The sequence below is a fragment of the Streptomyces sp. NBC_01460 genome (genome assembly GCF_036227405.1).
GTDB lineage: Bacteria > Actinomycetota > Actinomycetes > Streptomycetales > Streptomycetaceae > Streptomyces.
Window position 1 is genome coordinate 3,402,109 of record NZ_CP109473.1, and the last position, 18,012, is coordinate 3,420,120.

Below are 18,012 nucleotides of genomic sequence, written 5' to 3' on the forward strand. Positions count from 1 at the left end.
GCAGGCCCCTCCCAGCAGGGCATGCGTCGGCCGCGAGCCCGGGACGGGCGGTGCGGGTCCCGTCGGCCCCTCACGCCCCTCATCGGCACCTCACGGCTCTCGATCGGCACAGGCACCTCCCCGGCTTGGATCGGCACAGGCACCTCCCCGGCTTGGATCGGCACGGGCACGCCGTGATTCTCGGTCGACACAGGCACGCCGTGATTCTCGGTCGACACAGGCACGCCGTGATTCTCGATCGGCACAGGCACCTCCCGGGTCTCGGCCGGCGCCTCACAGCTCGTGGGGCACCTCACGACTCACGGGCACCTCGTGTCCGCCGTGCCCACGGTGCGTCTGCCCGCGATGCGTACCGGTCACGCCCGGACGAGGGCGAGGACCTCGTCGCGTACGGCCGTCATCGTCCGCTCGTCCCGTGCCTCGACGTTCAGGCGCAGCAGCGGCTCGGTGTTGGAGGCGCGGAGGTTGAACCACCAGTCGGCGCCGGTCACCGTGAGCCCGTCGAGATCGTCGAACCCGACGCCGTCCCGGCCTTCGTACGCCGTCCTGATCGCCTTCAGCCGGCTGGCCTGGTCGTCGACGGTGGAGTTGATCTCGCCGGAGCCCGTGTAGCGGTCGTAGCTGTCGAGGAGCCCGGAGAGCGGGCCCTCCTGGCTTCCGAGAGCGGCCAGGACGTGCAGGGCGGCGAGCATGCCCGTGTCGGCGTTCCAGAAGTCGCGGAAGTAGTAGTGCGCGGAGTGCTCGCCGCCGAAGATCGCACCGTGCTCGGCCATCTCGGCCTTGATGAAGGAGTGGCCGACCCGGGTACGGACGGGGGTCCCGCCGTTCTCCCGGACGACCTCGGGGACCGACCAGGAGGTGATCAGGTTGTGGATGACGGTGCCCTCGCCGCCGTTGCGGGCGAGCTCGCGGGCGGCGACCAGGGCCGTGATCGCGGACGGGGAGACACCCTCGCCGCGCTCGTCGACGACGAAGCAGCGGTCGGCGTCCCCGTCGAAGGCGAGACCGAGGTCGGCGCCCTCCGCGAGGACGCGGGCGCGGAGGTCGACGATGTTCTTCGGGTCGAGGGGGTTGGCCTCGTGGTTGGGGAAGGTGCCGTCGAGCTCGAAGTACATGGGTACGAGGTCGAGGGGGAGCCCGGCGAAGACGGTGGGGACGGTGTGGCCGCCCATGCCGTTGCCCGCGTCCACGACGACCTTGAGCGGCCGGATCCCGTCCAGGCCGACGAGGCCCAGCAGGTGCGCGGCGTAGTCGGAGAGGATGTCGCGCTCGGTCACCGTGCCCGGGGTGACGGCCGCCGCGGCGGGCGTGCCCTCCTCCGACCACCGCTCGACCAGGGTGCGGATCTCGGTCAGCCCGGTGTCCTGGCCCACCGGTGCGGCCCCGGCGCGGCACAGCTTGATGCCGTTGTACCGCGCGGGGTTGTGCGAGGCCGTGAACATCGCTCCGGGCAGGTCCAGCGCCCCGGACGCGTAGTAGAGCTGGTCCGTCGAGCAGAGCCCGATGAGGGTCACGTCGGCCCCGCGCGCCGTGGCGCCGCGGGCGAAGGCGGCGGCCAGCCCCGGGGAGGACGGCCGCATGTCGTGGCCGATCACGATCGCGTCCGCGTCGGTGACCTGGACGAAGGCGGCGCCGAACAGTTCGGCGAGCGGCTCGTCCCACTGGTCGGGCACGACTCCGCGCACGTCGTACGCCTTCACGAGCTGCGACAGGTCAGCAACCACGGCCGGTCCTCCTGGGGGTCTGTGCGGACCGCCCAAACTACCCGGCGGTCCCGGGCCTCCGTTCAGGGGAGCATCCAGCCCAGCAGCGCCGTGCTCTGCGCCATCACGACCAGGCACATCACCAGCAGCAGGCCGAGACTCCACGGCAGGACCTTGCGCAGCAGATCGCCCTCCCGTCCGGCGAGGCCGACGGCCGCGCAGGCGATCGTCAGGTTCTGCGGGGAGATCATCTTGCCGAGCACTCCCCCGGAGCTGTTGGCGGCGGCGAGGAGCTCCGGCGAGAGGCCGGACTCCCGTGCGGCGGAGACCTGGAGCGCGCCGAAGAGGGCGTTGGCCGAGGTGTCGGAGCCGGACACGGCGACACCGAACCAGCCGAGCACCGGGGAGAGGAAGGCGAGTCCGGCGCCGGCCGCGGCGACGGACCGGCCGATGGTGGCGGCCTGTCCGGAGAGGTTCATGACGTAGGCCAGGGCGAGCACGGACGTCACGGTGAGGATCGCGTACCGCAGTTCGTGCACGGTGGCCGCCCACTCCCGCACCGCGGTGCCGGCCCGTACACCGAGCACGACGGCGGTGATCAGTCCGGCGAGCAGGACGAGGGTGCCGCCGGTACCGAGGAGCGGGAGGGTGAACACGTTCGCTCCCACCGGTTCGCCGTCGGGTCCCGCGACATCGAGGAACGGCCAGTCGAAGACGCGGGTCGCCCGGGCCAGCAGTTCCTTGATCGGAGGGATCTGGGCGAGGGAGAACACCGCGACGATCAGCGCGTACGGGGCGTAGGCCCGCAGCACCTCCCGGCGCGGGTCCTCCTGGTCCAGGTCCTCGCTGCGCGCGCCCGTCAGCACGGCCGCGCGTACGGGTTCGTCGGCGGGCCTGCGGGCTCCGGGTACGGCGATCAGCGCGGCCGCGCCCACCAGCGCCGCGGCGATGTCGGCGAGCTGGGCCGAGAAGAAGTTGGACGCGGCGAACTGCGCGACGGCGAAGGCGACTCCGCAGACGAGCGCGGGCGCCCAGGTCTCGCGGAGCCCTCGCTTGCCGTCGACGAGGAAGACCAGGATGAGCGGGACGACGAGCGCGAGGAGAGGTGTCTGCCGGCCGACGACCGTCGCGACGTCGTCCAGCGGAAGGCCGGTGACCTGGGCGAGCGTCACCACGGGCGTCCCCATGGCGCCGAAGGCGACGGGGGCGGTGTTGGCGACCAGGGACACGACGGCTGCCTTCACCGGGTCGAAGCCGAGCGCGACGAGCATGACCGAGCAGATCGCGACGGGTGCGCCGAACCCGGCCAGCGCCTCCAGGAGGGCGCCGAAGCAGAAGGCGATGACGAGGGCCTGGATGCGGGGGTCGTCGGAGACCCTGCCGAAGGAGCGCCGCAGGATGTCGAAGTGCTGGGTGCGGACGGTCATCCGGTACACCCAGAGGGCGTTGACGACGATCCACATGATGGGGAAGAGCCCGAAGAGGACGCCTTGCGCCCCTGCGGACAGGGTCTGCCCGACGGGCATGCCGAACGCCAGCCATCCGACGAGCACGGCGACGGCGAGACCGATGAGCCCGGCGCGGTGGGCCTTCATACGGACGGCACCGAGCAGGACCAGGACGGTCACCAGCGGCAAGGCGGCGACAAGGGCGGACAGACCGAGCGAATCGGCTACGGGTTCGAGTTGCTGGACAAACACACAGACCTCCCCGGATTCCGTGATGCGGAAGCGATCTCTCACGGGTGGGGGAATGGTCGTGTCCGCGACAAGCCAGCGTCAATGCTCCGTACCGGAAAAGTTCTCGCGGGCCGAGACGTGACGGACGGGACTCGTGGGGCGTGAGGTACGTGGGAGGCCACGAACCGAAGGGTTCCGGGACCGGCGGGGAGCGGAAGGAGCGTCAGGAGTCCGGGGAGCGCAGCACCCGGAGATGGCCCCGGCGCGCGACCTCGACCGGGTCGGCCGCTCGCGGGCCCCTGCCGCCCTGCTGCCTGTCCTGGGGCCGGGCCGCCTCACGGACGGCGTTGGCGAGCGCTTCCAGGTCGTCACCACTGGGGCGGGTGGGGGCCGAGGGGTCGGAGAGCCGGACGACTTCCCAGCCGCGCGGCGCGGTGAGCCGCTCGCCGTGCTCGGCACAGAGGTCGTAGCAGTGGGGCTCGGCATAGGTGGCGAGCGGGCCGAGGACCGCGGTCGAGTCGGCATAGACGTACGTCAGTGTCGCGACGGCGGGACGGCCGCACGCGGTTCGCGAACAGCGACGTACAGGGCTCACGATGTTGGACGGTACCGCACTCTTGAGCGGGCTGCGACGACTGTCCGTCAGCTCACCCCCTCGTGTCGCCCTGTGGACCGGGCCCCGCACGGCTCCGGCGCGGCTCGTCCCACCTGCACGGCAGCCGGTGCGCGCGGGCCCGTCCGGTTCGCCGGGGAGAGCAGGAGCGGTCGCACGACGGCGGGCCCGCGATCGGAGCAAGGACCGGAACCGCACGCAACCGTGGCCGGAATGTTCATCCAGGGACATCCCGGCGGGCCCGCCGGGAAGCAGTGATCGCGCCCCGCCCCAGGAGAGTTACGCTGCGTCGGTGATGGACAGCCCCGTACCGCCCCAGCCGTCCGAGCCGCGGCCCCGCCGCCGCGACCGCCACGGCCGTGGCATGCGCGGACCGGTCGCGCCGCCCCAGGTACCACTCTCCGTCAGCAGGGCCGAGAGTTTCCGGGATCTCGTCCAGGATTCGGTGGAGCGGCTGGAGCGGCGCTGGCCGCAGCTGACGGATGTCGACTTCCAGGTCCTCGACGTGCCCGGTTCGCTCGAGGACACCGTGCCGCTGGGGCGTGCGGTCTCCGCCGCGAAGGGCCGGCCCGCGCAGATCGTCGTCTACCGGCGCCCCGTGGAGATCCGCACCAAGAGCCGTGACGAGCGCGCCCTGCTCGTGCACGAGGTCGTCGTGGAGCAGGTCGCCGAGCTGCTGGGTCTCTCGCCCGAATCGGTGGACCCGCGCTACGGGCAGGACTGAGCCCGCCCGCGGCACGGACCTCAGTCGTCCAGGACCGACAGGTCCTGCTCCGCCGCGGGCACCTCGACCGTGCCCCCGTCGTCCGGCAGCGTCTGCACGGTGAACATGTCGACGCCGCCCTCCGGGATCGTGAGCGTGCGGGCCGCGTGCACCGGGCCGCCCGACTCGGTCTCCACCGTCAGGGCGTAACCGCCCTTGAGGCCGGCCGGTGCCTCGGGGGTCACCTCGAGCGTCGTACCGCCCTTGACCGTGTACGTCTTGACGGTCGCCTCGCCGGCCTCGCTGCCCGCCGACGCCGTGACCTTGACCTCGGCCGTGGCCTCCGGGGCGGTCAGGGAGAGCACCGAGCCCTTCGCCCGGTTGTCGGCGACGCTCGCCCGCTCACCCACCGCCTCGGTCGCGGGGATGAACGCGACCTCCTGCTTGGCGCCGGTGCCGCGCACCACGCGCAGCGCGGCGACCACCGGGGTCGTGCTGCCGTCGGCCGGGGACAGCTTGAGCGAGCCCGGCTCCCCGCGCGTGACGTCCTTGAGGTCGACGCTCGCGGTCATCCGCGACTTGATGTGCAGGGTGGCGTTCCCGGCCGGTGAGAACGCCGCGTTCTTGCCGAGGAGCTGGATCTTCACATCGGCGTCGTCCTCGCCCGGCGCGAAGGCCACCAGGCGCACGGAGGTGGCGTCGGCGGGGATGCCCGGCATGACCTGGGTGCCCGCGGGGTCGGCGGAGGCGGCCAGCCAGTCGCTGCCCACCTCGTCCTCGGCCGCGCTCACGACCGCGCCGACACGTCCGGTCCTGGTGGTGACGTGGACGGTCACGTTCTCGGCGGCCTCGCCGGTGAGGGTCGAGATCAGCATCGGGACGCTCGACCTCGCCGGGACGGTGATGCCCTCCCCCACATCGGACTTGAGGGGGCCGTCCGCCCCGTACAGCTCGATGTCGGCGACGGCGGCGGTGTCGTCGGGGTTCGTCAGGTGGACGTAGTCCTGGCGGCTCGCCCCGGTGCTCGCACCCGGGAACCAGAAGTCCGTGTCCGGGGCGGTGCAGCTGACGCCGAGCAGGCCGCGGGCGCCGCCCGCGGCGGTCGTGGTGGTCTGCTGGGTGGTCCAGCCGGGGGCGAACTTCCCGGTCGCGGTGCCGACCAGCGCGGGGGCGTCGGACTTGGCGGTCTCGGCGGTGCCCGGTTTGCCGAGGTCCTTCAGGGAGATGACGGGCTTGCTCGCGGCCGCCTTCTCCTTGTCCGCCTTCTTGTCCGCGTCCTTCTCGTCCGCGTCCTCGCCGGCCGGGGCGTCCTCGTCCGTGGGAAGGGGCTCGGCCGGCTCGAGGTCGGCGGCACCGGCCTCACCGCCGTTCTCCCCCGCCGGCGTGAAGGAGGAGTACGTCGTCTCCGCCAGGTCGGACATGCTCGGCGCCGGGCACAGCAGGCTGGAACGCTCGACGGGAAGCCGGGCGGCCGCCCCGGCCTCCGCCGTGCCCCCGTCGCCCGGCGCGGTGAGCGCGGCGAAACCGGTGACGGCGGCGAGGGCGACGGCGCCCACGATCAGGGACAGGGAGGTGGACTTCACTCGGACTCGCCTCGCGATGCGTTGCCGTTGCCGTTGCCGTTGCCGTTGCCGGTCTGCCAGGGGTTGTGGCCCGGGGCTGTGTTCTCGTCGTTCCCGTCCTGCCTGTCACGCCCGTCGTACGGGGCGGCCTCGCCCGTCTCCGGGGCGTAGGGCTGCTGCTGGGCATAGCCGTACGGGTCGTAGGCGCCCTGCTGCTGGTACGGGTCCTGCTGGTAGGGGTCTGCCTGGTAGTACTGGCCGGCGTCCTGCCCGCCCTGGTACTGGCCGTAGTCGGCGCCCTGGTACTGCTGCGCGTCCCACTCGCCGTAGCCCTGCTGCGGGACGGCGGCGTACGTGCCCGTGCCGTCCTGGTCGCCGGGGACGGCGGTGTAGGTGCCCGTGCCGTCCTGGTCCGGCAGAGCCGCGTACGTTCCGGTGCCGTCCTGGTCCCCGGGGACCGCCGCGTACGGATCGGTGTTCTGCTGCGCCGGGATGTACTCGTCCGGCACCTGGTCCGGCAGGCTCGGGGCCGGCGCGCCGTATCCGGCCTCCACGCCGGTCTCCACGCCCTCCTCCGCGTACGCCACCGCGCCGGCGGCGTCGTCGCCCGCTTCCGGCGCTTCCGCCTGGGCGGCAGCGCGCAGCCTGCGGGCGCGGCGTCCCTCCCCGGCGACCGGCTCGGCGGGGACGGTCTCGGTCTCCTCGGGCAGATCGTCGTCGATCTCCCGGCGGCGGCCCGGCAGGGCCATGACCACCAGGACGAGGCCGAGCGCCATCTGCGTCCAGACCCAGACGGTGTGCGTGAAGGGGGCCTCGTACGTGAGGTCGAGCCTGCCGCCCTCGGTGGGCAGCTCGAAGCCCTGGGCCCAGCCGTCCACGGTCTTCGGGGTGAGGGTCCGGCCGTTCAGGGTGGCCTGCCAGCCCGGATCGGCCGCGTCGGCGATCCGCAGCACACGGCCGGAGTCGCCTTCGGGGATCGTGGAGTGCGCCTCGACGGACAGCGAACCGACGGGTACGGGCTCGCTGTCCGCGCCGGCGGGGACGATCGCGAGCCGGGAGACCTGCCGGTCGACCCGCCACAGGGCGCTGCCGTCCAGCTGGCTGAGCCGGCTCAGGCCGGGCGTCGAGTCCAGCACCCGGCTCATCTGCCGCGGCGCCCCGTCCCGTACGAGGACGTAGCGCACGGCGAAGCCGCTGAGCTGGCTCCCCTGGTCCGCGCCGGAGCCCGCGACCAGGTTGGCGACGACCTTGTCGAGGTGGGTGTTGCTGCCGCCCGCCTCGGTGAGCTCGGCGTCGCCGAGCCGGGCGCCCGAACCGCGGACCAGGCTGTAGGAGACGGTGTCCGGTGACGAGCCCCCGAGCACCAGGGTGCGTGCCTGGTCGCGCGTCGTGCTCTCCTCCGCGACGAAGGCGGGCACCTGCACGGGGTCGCGGCGCTCCACGGGACCGGCCGCGCCCCCGATCATCCAGCCCACCGCGGCGATGGCCGGGGCGATCCCGGCCGCCAGCGCGATCAGCGCGGCGGCCGGCTGACGCCAGCCGAAGCTCAGGGCGGCGACGCGGATCCGGGCGCCGTCCGCGCCGAGCAGGGCCGCGGCGAGCAGCGCGATGCCGTAGACGAGGGTGGCCGGGCCGGCCCAGGTCGAGCCGTTGGAGAGCGCGGCGAAGACCAGGGCGACGAGCACGACGGCCCAGGCGGCACGGATCGCGAACTGCCGCTCCCCGCGCATCAGGGCGGCCAGCGCCGCCAGCACGATGCCCAGCAGCAGGACGCCGCCCGCGGCCTTGGGGCCGCCGGGGCTGATGCCGAGCAGGTCGAGGGCGGACGCGGTGCCCGTACCGATGTCGAGTCCGGCTTCCTTCAGGAATCCGGACGGGCCGGTCAGCAGCGAGAGCGACCAGGGCGCGAGGACCAGCAGGGGGGTGACGGCCACGGCCAGGAAGCGCAGCCCGTACGCGACGGTGTCCTTCCGCCGCAGCACGAGCACCCCGATGCCGAGGACCACCGCGAGCGGCCAGACGATCGGCGTGAAGGCCGTCGTGAAGGTGAGCAGCAGGGTGTACGCCCATGTGGCGCGCCAGCTGCCGCGGGTGGCGGCCCCGTCACCGCGCAGCCCGTGCGCGGCGACGGCCGCACGCGCGATCAGCGGGAGGAGGACGGCCAGGACGGCCGTGCCGAGGCGGCCGGTCGCCAGCGCTCCGGTCGCGGCGGGCAGGAAGGCGTACGCGACGCTCGCCCAGGCCCGCAGGAGCCGGGACTCGATCAGCGGCCGGGAGGCGAAGTACGCGGTGAGCCCGGCGAGCGGGACCGAGCAGACGAGCAGCAGGGTGAGGGCGAAGCCCGTGGAGCCGAGGAAGAGCGCCGACAGGGCCGCGATCAGGCCGAGGTAGGGCGGTGCGGACTGTGTTCCGCCGGTGCCGACCGGATGCCAGCCGTCGGCGTAGCGCGCCCAGAGGTCGGAGACGTCGGCCGGGGCGGGCAGCAGTGCGCCGCCCGCGAGGGCGCCGCTGCCGAGCAGGCCCCGGCAGGCCACCAGCGAGACCAGGAGGAGGAGCAGGAAGAGCACGGGGCCGGGCTTGCGGCCGACCTTCTTGAGCCGCGCGAACTGCTCGATCTCCAGGAAGTCGGCGTCGTCGCCGCCGGGGCCGGACTCGACCACTCCGTGCCGTGAGCCGCCGGAGTCGGAGTCGGTGCGGTTGCCGAAGTTGCCCGCGATCTGTTCGACGGTGGCGCGGACCGTGGCACCGGGCGGCGGGAACAGGGACCGCAGTTCGGCCGCGTCCACCGCTCCCCGTCCGCGCGAGCGGCGCGCGGCGAGGATCCGCCCGGGGCGCAGCAGGGTGCCGAAGAGCCCGGCGACCTCGTCGAGGGCCTGTCCCGGGACCTTGCCGACGAGGTAGGCGAGGGTGCGGAGCAGGGTGCCGACGACGAGGCGGAGCAGGGCCCACGGCAGCTGTTTGCCGCGGGCGTTGACCAGCATCGTGTAGACGGCGCCCGCCTTGTCGACGCGGTGCGGGCTGGAGACGGAGCGCCCGGCGCAGTCGATGGGGCGGCGTTCCCTGGCCGAGGCCTCGGCGTGCCGCAGGACGGCGTCCGGGGCGACGAGGACCCGGTGGCCGGCCATGTGGGCGCGCCAGCAGAGGTCGACGTCGTCGCGCATCAGCGGGAGCCTGCGGTCGAAGCCGCCGAGTTCCTCCCAGACGTCACGGCGCACCAGCATGCCCGCGGAGGAGACGGAGAGCACGGTACGGACCTGGTCGTGCTGGCCCTGGTCCTGCTCACGGCGGTCCAGTCCGGTCCAGCGGCGTCCGCTGTTGGCGATGGAGACGCCGACCTCGAGGAGCTGCTTGCGGTCGTACCAGCCACGCAGTTTGGGCCCGACGATCGCGGCGTGCTGGTCGTTGTCGACGACGCGGAGCATCTCGGCGAGCGCGTCCGGCTCGGGGGCGCTGTCGTCGTGCAGCAGCCAGAGCCACTGGACCGGTTCACCGTGCGGGAGTTCCGGGAGCTCGTACGCGTCGTCGCGCCAGCTCCGGGTGACCGGGTCCCAGCCGCTGGGGCGCTTCAGGTACGGCAGGTCGTCGGGGGTGAGGACGCCGGCCGTGCGGGTCGCCTCGTCGACGGCGGTGCCGAAGCTCGTACGCCGCGCCAGGTGGAGGACGCGCTCGGCGCCGAGCGCCTCGGTGACCAGGCGGGCGGAGTCGTCGGCGCTGCCGGTGTCGGCGGCGACGACGTTCTGTACGGGGCGTTCCTGCCCGAGCAGTCCGCCGAGCACGCGAGGCAGCCAGCGCTCGCCGTCGTGCGAGACGAGCACGGCGGTGACGACGTGGCGGGGGAACTCTGGGGCGGCGGCGGCCGCGTTCGGCGCCGCCGAGTGGCTGTGCACGGACATCGGGGTACGGGCCCTCCGGCCGGGTCCGGAGGGGGGTCCCCCCGGGGGCTGCATCGTGTACACGCGCGCCCCGGCGGGGCGTTGGCGCGTCTCTCGGACGGGGCCCCACACTAACGGTACGGCCGTGCGCCCCGCGCCGAGCGGTTGACCGGCGGGAACGCGGGACGGCCGGAGATGCCGGAGATGGCCGGACATGGCGATGGCCTGGGGGCCGCACCCGCGGACGGGTGCGGCCCCCAGGCCATCGCCGTTCAGGCGCTCGTGTGCGCCGTGTCAGATGGCCGCCTTCTTCAGGCGCCGGCGCTCACGCTCGGAGAGGCCGCCCCAGATACCGAACCGCTCGTCGTTGTTGAGGGCGTACTCAAGGCATTCGGAACGCACTTCGCAGGCGAGGCAGACCTTCTTCGCCTCGCGGGTGGATCCGCCCTTCTCGGGAAAGAAGGACTCGGGGTCGGTCTGGGCGCACAGCGCGCGCTCCTGCCAGCCGAGTTCCTCGTCCGCGTCCTCGACCAGCAGTTGCTGGAACAGCTCGGTCATGTGCGCCCCTCGTCTGTCTCTTGCGTCCCCGTGATGCGGCCGTTATCGATGCGGCCGAACGACACGAGTGAAATTACAAGTGTGTAGCTTCGGGCCAGTCAAGCGAAGATCTGCTATTGGCCTCGGTATTCACTCTGCGGAACCAAGCCTATGCGGAAAGTGTTCAAATCACCAAAAACCTGACATATGCCACCGGCGTCGTTCCGTCGCGCTTCTCACCGAGTGAGACGAGTCCGGCCGTCCTGATGTTTCGATTTGATCACCGAAGCGACCAAGATCACAGTAGGGTCACGGCGCATCAACCGTGTTTACGGACACGGTTGATGCGCCACCTTGCCTCTCCAGGGGGTGCTAAAACCTTTCTCCACCCCCTGCAACCGGATGGGGTGAAACATTGCCGCCAATTCGGTCATTGAGTTGACAGAGGGCAGACCCAGCCGGTCTCCTTGACTGCATGCAAGCGACCGCAGTGATGTACACGACCCACGTCCGTGGGTTCCGTACCGCTGTCCAGGCCCGCTGTTGCTGTTCCAGCTGTCACAGCTGTTGAAGCCGTAGCGCTCCAGCTCTGATCCAGCTTCGCCCCACCGCATTCCGGTCTCCGCGACACCCCCCGCACGCGCATCCACATGCCGAGGAACCACCGCACCCATGAACAGCGACAGCGACCTCTCGATCGCCGGCGACATCCTCGAGGTCCAGCATCTCCTCCAGCCGGCCAGCCCCCACCCCTCCACCGTGGCCGGCTTCGTCGGCCTGGCCCGCTCCATCGCCGCCGACCGCGACCGGTGGGCCCCGCTGGTCCGGTACGACACCGCCACCCGTTGGTACCACCGGCTGCAACAGGGCCCCGGCTACGAGGTGTGGCTGCTGAGCTGGGTCCCCGGCCAGGGCAGCGGCCGCCACGACCACGGCCTCTCCTCCGGCGTACTCACCGTCCTGGAGGGGGAGTTGACCGAGCACACGGCACGCGGCGCGCAGTCGCTGGGCTCCGGCGCGCAGCGCGTCTTCGCCCCCGGCTACGTCCACGAGGTCGTCAACGACGCCCTGGAGCCCGCCGTCAGCCTGCACGTCTACTTCCCGGGCCTGACCGAGATGCCGATGCACTCCGCACGCTGCGCCGCCGCGGCCGAGGACATCGTCCCCGCCTGACGGACCGCCGGCCCCTCACCCCGGCCGGCCCCCGTCTCCCACCACCCCCACATCGATCAGGCTGCGCCTGACAGACTGCTCTTCATGCGCATTGTGGTTCTGGCCGGCGGTATCGGTGGTGCTCGTTTCCTGCGTGGCCTCAGACAGGCCGCGCCCGACGCGGACATCACGGTGATCGGCAACACCGGCGACGACATCCATCTGTTCGGACTGAAGGTCTGCCCCGACCTCGACACCGTGATGTACACCCTCGGCGGTGGCATCGACGAGGAGCAGGGCTGGGGGCGTACCGACGAGAGCTTCCGGGTCAAGGACGAACTCGCGGAGTACGGGGTGGGACCCGAGTGGTTCGGCCTCGGCGACCGCGACTTCGCGACCCACATCGTGCGTACGCAGATGCTCGGCGCGGGCTACCCCCTGAGCGCCGTCACCGAGGCGCTCTGCGCGCGGTGGAAGCCGGGCGTGCGGCTGATCCCGATGACCGACGACCGCGTCGAGACCCACGTGGCGGTGGACGTCGACGGTGAGAGCAGGGCCGTCCACTTCCAGGAGTACTGGGTGAAGATGCGCGCCTCCGTGCCCGCACAGGCCGTCGTGCCGGTCGGCGCGGACCAGGCGAAGCCCGCGCCGGGCGTCCTGGAGGCCATCGCCGGGGCCGACGTCATCGTCTTCCCCCCGTCGAACCCCGTCGTTTCGGTGGGCACCATCCTCGCCGTGCCCGGGATCCGGGAGGCGATCGCCGAGGCCGGGGTCCCCGTCGTCGGACTCTCCCCCATCGTCGGGGACGCGCCCGTGCGCGGCATGGCCGACAAGGTGCTGGCCGCGGTGGGCGTCGAGTCCACCGCCGCGGCCGTCGCCCAGCACTACGGATCGGGACTGCTCGACGGCTGGCTCGTCGACAGCGTGGACGCCGGGGTCGTCGGCGAGGTCGAGGCGGCCGGGATCCGCTGCCGCGCCGTCCCGCTGATGATGACGGACGTGGACGCCACCGCCGAGATGGCCCGGCAGGCCCTGGCGCTGGCCGAGGAGGTACGGGCGTGAGCGGCGGACCGGCGGACGGGACGCCCTCGTACCGGGTCTGGGCCCTGCCCGGGATCCCGGAGGTACGGGAGGGGGACGACCTCGCGAAGCTGATCGCCTCTACGGAACCCGGCCTGGTGGACGGCGACGTCCTCCTCGTCACCTCGAAGATCGTCTCCAAGGCCGAGGGCAGGATCGTCGAGGCCGCGGACCGGGAGGCGGCGATCGACGCCGAGACGGTCCGGGTGGTCGCCAGGCGCGGGACGCTCAGGATCGTGGAGAACCGGCAGGGCCTCGTCATGGCCGCCGCCGGGGTCGACGCGTCGAACACCCCGGCCGGGACGGTGCTGCTGCTGCCCGAGGACCCGGATGCCTCGGCCCGGCTCATCCGGGACGGCCTGAGGGACGCGCTCGGTGTCGAGGTCGGTGTCGTCGTCACGGACACCTTCGGCCGTCCCTGGCGGAACGGGCTGACGGACGTGGCGATCGGAGCGGCGGGCGTCAGGGTGCTCGACGACCTCAGGGGCGGCACCGACGGACACGGCAACCCGCTGAGCGCCACCGTCGTGGCCACGGCCGACGAACTGGCCTCGGCCGGCGATCTCGTGAAGGGCAAGGCGTCCGGACTGCCGGTGGCGGTGGTGCGGGGGCTCCCCCACGTCGTGGCGGGCCCGGACGCACCCGACGGGGGCGCCCGCGCGATGGTGCGGGTCGCGGCCGACGACATGTTCCGGCTGGGGACGTCCGAGGCGGTGCGGGAGGCGCTGAATCTGCGGCGCACGGTGCGGGAGTTCACCGACGAGCCGGTCGACCCCGGGGCCGTACGGCGCGCGGTGGCGGCGGCGGTGACGGCTCCGGCGCCCCACCACACGACGCCCTGGCGGTTCGTCCTGCTGGAGTCGGAGGAGTCGCGTCACCGGCTGCTGGACGCCATGCGGGACGCGTGGATCGCGGACCTGCGGCGCGACGGACGCAGCGAGGACGCGGTCGCGAAGCGGGTGCGCCGGGGCGACGTCCTGCGCGACGCGCCGTATCTGGCGGTGCCGTGCCTCGTGACGGACGGGTCGCACGCCTACGGCGACGAACGCCGGGACACCGCGGAACGCGAGATGTTCGTGGTCGCCGCCGGTGCGGGTGTGCAGAACTTCCTGGTGGCGCTCGCGGGTGAACGGCTCGGTTCGGCGTGGGTGTCCTCGACGATGTTCTGCCGGGACGTCGTGCGTGAGGTGCTGGACCTGCCGGACTCGTGGGATCCGCTGGGCGCGGTGGCCGTGGGACACGCGAAGGGGACACCGCCCGTGCGGGCCACCCGGGACGCGGAGGCCTTCGTCACGGTGCGCTGAGGCGCTCGTCACGATGCGCCGGGCACCGGGCGGCTACAGCCGGGCGATGTCGCGCGGCGTCATCTTGGGCGCCCGGCGGGCCGGCGTGCGGCCCGAGAGCATGATCAGGCGGGTCGCGCGGTGGCGCTGCCCCGCGTACGGGGCGAGGAGCGCCAGCATCTCCTCGTCGTCGGCGTTCCTGTTGTCCGCGAGCGCGTGACCGACGATGCCCGGCAGGTGGAGATCGCCGACCGTCACCGCGTCGGCCGCGCCGTTCGCGCGCTGCAGGGTCTCCGCGGCGGTCCAGGGGCCGATGCCCGGGATCAGCTGCAGCCGGGCCATGGCTTCGGGGAGGTCCATCGCGGCCGCCTCCTCCATCCGCCGGGCCACCCGGACCGCGCGCAGGATCGTGGCGGAGCGTTTGGCGTCCACGCCCGCGCGGTGCCACTCCCAGGACGGGATCAGCGACCAGGTCCTCGCGTCCGGCATGACGTACAGACCGTAGGTGCCGAACGTCACGCCGGCCGGTCCGGGGGCGGGGGTGCCGTAGGTGCGGAGCAGCAGCCGCCAGGCGCGGTAGGCCTCGTCGGTGGTGACCTTCTGTTCCAGGACCGACGGGATCAGGGACTCCATGACCAGCCCGGTGCGCAGCAGGCGCAGGCCCGGCCTGCGGTGCTGGGTCAGGGCGAGCAGCCGGTGGCGCGGCCGGAAGGCGTCCGGGGTGTCGTCCGCGCCGAGCAGCGCCGGGAGCCCGTCCAGGAGCCACTGCGCGCCCGGTCCCCAGGCCGCCGCGGCGATCCGGCCGTCGTGGGACGCCGCGACGCGCAGGGTGCCGGGGCCGGCCGGGGTACGCGTCGCCCGCCAGAAGGTCCCGTCGGGCAGCGCGCGGTAGGCGGGATCCGCCGGGCCGCGCCGCAGCGGGCTCAGGACCAGCCGCAGGTCGAGCGGGCCGGGCGGCGTCCAGGTCCGGGTCAGCGGCGGGGCGGACGCGTCGCCGGGCCCGGCCTCCGGCTCCTGCCGGGGCACGGGGGTGGTGCGGGGTACGAAGCGTCCTGCCACGGGTGAGGTCCTAGGTCGTCGGGGGTACCTGTCGAGGGTACGGCCGACGGGGAGCGTTCACTGGTCGGACGAGAAGCGGACCGAGGCGTCCGGGAGGACCGCGCCGCACCACACACGGATTCCGTCGCGCAGTTCGTTGTCGGCGCCGACCTGGGCGCCGTCACCGATCACCGCCCCCGTGAGGACCGTACGGCTGCCGATCCGGGCGCCGGCCCCGATCAGCGAGTCGGTGATCACCGCGCCGGGTTCGACGACGGCGCCCTCCAGCACGGTGGAGCCGCTGATCCTGGCGCCCTCGCCGATCAGGGCGCCCTCGCCGACGACCGTACCGCCGGTGAGCTTGGCGTCGGAGGCCACGGAGGCCGTGGGCAGGACGAGCCGGTCACCGCAGCGGCCGGGGACCGCCGGGGACGGGGCGCGGCCCATGACCAGGTCGGCGGAGCCGCGTACGAAGGCCTGCGGGGTGCCGAGGTCCAGCCAGTAGGTGGAGTCGACCATGCCCTGGAGGTGGGCGCCGGAGTCGAGGAGCCCGGGGAAGGTCTCGCGCTCCACGGAGACCGGCCGGCCCGCCGGGATCGTGTCGATGACCGACCGGCGGAAGACGTACGCCCCCGCGTTGATCTGGTCCGTGACTATCTCCTCGGGGGTCTGCGGCTTCTCCAGGAAGGCCGTCACCCTGCCCGTGGCGTCCGTCGGCACGAGGCCGAAGGCGCGCGGGTCCTCCACCCTGGTGAGGTGCAGGGAGACGTCCGCCCCGGAGGTGGCGTGCGCCGCGACGAGGGCCCGGATGTCGAGGCCGGTGAGGATGTCCCCGTTGAACACGATGACGGGCTCGTCCGGGCCCGCGGTCAGCCGCGACGCCACGTTGCGGATGGCTCCGCCGGTGCCGAGGGGTTCGTCCTCGGTGACGTACTCGATGGAGAGGCCGAGCGACGAACCGTCACCGAAGTACGGTTCGAACACCTCCGCCAGGTAGGACGTCGCGAGCACGATGTGCTCGACCCCGGCCGCCCTGGCACGCGCCAGCTGGTGCGTGAGGAAGGGCACCCCCGCCGCCGGGACCATCGGCTTCGGGGTGTGCACCGTGAGCGGACGCAGTCGGGTGCCCTTGCCACCGACCAGGAGGATCGCTTCTCTTGCCTCTGTCACAGCACCGTCTCTGCTTCCTGCTGGGGCCGGGCCTCGTTTCGGCTGGCCAGTGTATGCAGACCGTCCGGAGCCGTCCGGTCAGCGGCCCTGCAGCTTCGCCGAACTGGTCCGGGCCGTGCCGAGCTTCTTGTAGAGACGGATTCCCGGGCATTCGGTTGCGAAGCCGTCGCGGTGCCCGGAGATGACGTTCAGTTTGGCCTTGGCACCCTTCTTGTACTTGCCGCTGCCGCCGGAGACGAGGGTCACCTTGCCCTTGGGGTTGCGGCCGAACAGACCGAGCTTCCAGGCGGTGAGCTTCGCGATCGCGGTGACGGCGGCGGCGGGCGGGTTCTTCGAGCTGTACGTCCCCAGGACGGCGATGCCCATGCTGTTCGTGTTGAAACCGAGGGTGTGGGCGCCGAGAACCGCCTTGGACACGCCACCGGCGCGTCCCTCGTAGATGTTCCCGCACTTGTCGACGGCGAAGTTGTAGCCGAAGTCGCGCCAGCCGCTGCTCTTGACGTGGTAGCGGTAGATGCCGCGCAGGACGGAGGGCGCCTGTGCGCAGGTGTAGTTGTTGCCGGTGGCGCTGTGGTGGACGAAGGCGGCCTTGACGGTCGAGGTGTACGCGAAGGCCCGCTCCCGCAGGCTCTCGTCGGCGCCCCAGCCCTTGCGGGTGACGATGCGCGGGCGCGGCCCGATGAACGGCTTGGCGCCCGCTCCGACGACCGCCTGCTCCTCCGACTCGGCCTTGCTCAGGGCGGAGATCTCGGTGGCACCCAGCGGGGCGAGGTCGGCGTTGACCGCGGAGCTCTCCGCCGCGGCCATGGTGAGGCCCGCGGACGCGGGGAGCGCGCCGGGCTGGGCGGCCGTGGAGGGCTCGGTGGCCGTCGCGGGTGTCGCGGCGGCGGTGGCGGGCTGGGTGGCCGTCGCGGGCGTCGCGGTGCCCGCCGAGGGGGCCGCCGCCGACGGGGTGACGGTGTCGTCGGCGTGCGGCTCCTCCGCGTCGTCGCCCGGGTCGACGAGTTCGACCCGCAGGCCCGCGGGGAGGGGGGCGGCGCCGCTCCGCGGTCCGGCGCTCTCGGAACGGACCCGCACCTCGACGCCGTCCGAGTCGCCGACCCAGAGCGGGGCGGTCGAGCCCCGCACCGTGCCGGATTCACGCTCGGGGCTGCCCGAGTCGGCGGCGTGGTCGGTGTTGTGGGTCTCCAGGGACTGCCAGCCGGACCACCTGGTGGTGCCGGTCGCGCGGGTACGGACCTGGACGTTCCCGTGCAGTTCGGTGTCGGCGTCGTCCCAGATCACGCCGACGAGGGAGAAGCGGTGCGCGTCGCGCCGGAGCAGCCCCCGCGCGGCCTCGGGGTCGAGGGATTCGGTGGGTTCACCGGTGGTCCGCGGGACCGCGTCGGTGAGCGGTCGCAGGGGCAGTGACTGGGTCGAGCCCGCGGGTTCGACGGGGGCGGCGGGCGCCTGTGCGACCGGGGTCCGGGCAGGGGCAGCGGGTGCCGGCGCGGCGAGCGGAAGGGTGAGTGCCGTGGCGCAGGTGACGCCGATCGAGGTTGCAAGAAGTGCACGCATACAGGAAATCCTTTACGGAATCCGGCATTCCCGGCTACTGGAGTGCCGTCGTGTCCACTTGAC

General features: G+C 72.9%; 13 protein-coding genes. 4 read left to right on the top strand and 9 right to left on the bottom strand.

Going from position 1 to position 18,012, the window contains the following annotated elements; all coding sequences use genetic code 11:
* Window positions 1-356: 356 nt before the first annotated feature.
* From OG488_RS15015 to OG488_RS15025, 3 genes are all read right to left on the bottom strand, one after another.
* Window positions 357-1,724 (bottom strand): phosphomannomutase/phosphoglucomutase, encoded by a 1,368-nt coding sequence (locus OG488_RS15015; protein ID WP_329229565.1) that lies wholly within the window; start codon window positions 1,722-1,724, stop codon window positions 357-359.
* Between the two features lie 62 nt (window positions 1,725-1,786).
* Window positions 1,787-3,403, bottom strand: a complete 1,617-nt coding sequence (locus tag OG488_RS15020; protein WP_329229566.1) for an L-lactate permease — start codon at window positions 3,401-3,403, stop codon at window positions 1,787-1,789.
* Window positions 3,404-3,605: 202 nt separating this feature from the next.
* The gene (locus tag OG488_RS15025; protein WP_053929176.1) at window positions 3,606-3,977 is read right to left on the bottom strand and encodes a DUF3499 domain-containing protein; all 372 of its coding nucleotides are present in this window, start codon (window positions 3,975-3,977) and stop codon (window positions 3,606-3,608) included.
* A gap of 313 nt (window positions 3,978-4,290) precedes the next feature.
* Between OG488_RS15025 and OG488_RS15030 the strand changes: the two genes are divergently transcribed.
* Window positions 4,291-4,719, top strand: coding sequence for a metallopeptidase family protein (locus OG488_RS15030; protein WP_329229567.1), 429 nt, complete (start codon window positions 4,291-4,293; stop codon window positions 4,717-4,719).
* 20 nt (window positions 4,720-4,739) lie between these two features.
* On the opposite strand, the gene OG488_RS15035 is transcribed toward OG488_RS15030, so the two are convergent.
* The 3 genes from OG488_RS15035 to OG488_RS15045 form a co-directional block, all read right to left on the bottom strand.
* Window positions 4,740-6,281: a DUF5719 family protein gene (locus tag OG488_RS15035; RefSeq protein ID WP_329229569.1), complete on the bottom strand. Its 1,542-nt coding sequence runs from the start codon at window positions 6,279-6,281 to the stop codon at window positions 4,740-4,742.
* A complete protein-coding gene (locus OG488_RS15040; RefSeq protein WP_329229571.1) occupies window positions 6,278-10,153 on the bottom strand; it encodes a glycosyltransferase in 3,876 nt (1,291 codons plus the stop codon). Before OG488_RS15040 ends, OG488_RS15035 begins: the two co-directional genes overlap by 4 nt.
* Before the next feature lie 273 nt (window positions 10,154-10,426).
* Window positions 10,427-10,690 (bottom strand): WhiB family transcriptional regulator, encoded by a 264-nt coding sequence (locus tag OG488_RS15045; RefSeq protein ID WP_031093859.1) that lies wholly within the window; start codon window positions 10,688-10,690, stop codon window positions 10,427-10,429.
* A gap of 651 nt (window positions 10,691-11,341) precedes the next feature.
* Here OG488_RS15045 and OG488_RS15050 point away from each other — a divergent pair.
* The 3 genes from OG488_RS15050 to OG488_RS15060 all read left to right on the top strand — a co-directional run bounded on the left by OG488_RS15050 (window position 11,342) and on the right by OG488_RS15060 (window position 14,205).
* Entirely contained in the window at window positions 11,342-11,842 is a 501-nt protein-coding gene (locus OG488_RS15050) for a cysteine dioxygenase (RefSeq protein ID WP_329229573.1), read from the top strand.
* Between the two features lie 84 nt (window positions 11,843-11,926).
* The gene (gene cofD / locus OG488_RS15055) at window positions 11,927-12,883 is read left to right on the top strand and encodes a 2-phospho-L-lactate transferase (RefSeq protein WP_329229575.1); all 957 of its coding nucleotides are present in this window, start codon (window positions 11,927-11,929) and stop codon (window positions 12,881-12,883) included.
* The gene (locus tag OG488_RS15060; RefSeq protein ID WP_329229577.1) at window positions 12,880-14,205 is read left to right on the top strand and encodes a coenzyme F420-0:L-glutamate ligase; all 1,326 of its coding nucleotides are present in this window, start codon (window positions 12,880-12,882) and stop codon (window positions 14,203-14,205) included. The genes cofD and OG488_RS15060 overlap by 4 nt, the downstream gene beginning before the upstream one ends.
* A gap of 33 nt (window positions 14,206-14,238) precedes the next feature.
* On the opposite strand, the gene OG488_RS15065 is transcribed toward OG488_RS15060, so the two are convergent.
* From OG488_RS15065 to OG488_RS15075, 3 genes are all read right to left on the bottom strand, one after another.
* Window positions 14,239-15,243, bottom strand: a complete 1,005-nt coding sequence (locus OG488_RS15065) for a DNA-3-methyladenine glycosylase family protein (protein ID WP_405694265.1) — start codon at window positions 15,241-15,243, stop codon at window positions 14,239-14,241.
* A gap of 57 nt (window positions 15,244-15,300) precedes the next feature.
* Complete coding sequence (locus OG488_RS15070) at window positions 15,301-16,392, bottom strand: NDP-sugar synthase (RefSeq protein WP_329229579.1); 1,092 nt, start codon at window positions 16,390-16,392, stop codon at window positions 15,301-15,303.
* Between the two features lie 78 nt (window positions 16,393-16,470).
* Window positions 16,471-17,949 (bottom strand): peptidoglycan recognition protein family protein, encoded by a 1,479-nt coding sequence (locus OG488_RS15075; protein WP_329229581.1) that lies wholly within the window; start codon window positions 17,947-17,949, stop codon window positions 16,471-16,473.
* Window positions 17,950-18,012 lie beyond the last annotated feature (63 nt).

Coding starts and splice junctions, on each gene's coding strand:
- OG488_RS15030 (WP_329229567.1), top strand. CDS start 4,291: ATGGACAGCCCCGTACCGCCCCAGCCGTCCGAGCCGCGGCCCCGCCGC.
- OG488_RS15040 (WP_329229571.1), bottom strand. CDS start 10,153: ATGTCCGTGCACAGCCACTCGGCGGCGCCGAACGCGGCCGCCGCCGCC.
- OG488_RS15045 (WP_031093859.1), bottom strand. CDS start 10,690: ATGACCGAGCTGTTCCAGCAACTGCTGGTCGAGGACGCGGACGAGGAA.
- OG488_RS15050 (WP_329229573.1), top strand. CDS start 11,342: ATGAACAGCGACAGCGACCTCTCGATCGCCGGCGACATCCTCGAGGTC.
- cofD (WP_329229575.1), top strand. CDS start 11,927: ATGCGCATTGTGGTTCTGGCCGGCGGTATCGGTGGTGCTCGTTTCCTG.
- OG488_RS15075 (WP_329229581.1), bottom strand. CDS start 17,949: ATGCGTGCACTTCTTGCAACCTCGATCGGCGTCACCTGCGCCACGGCA.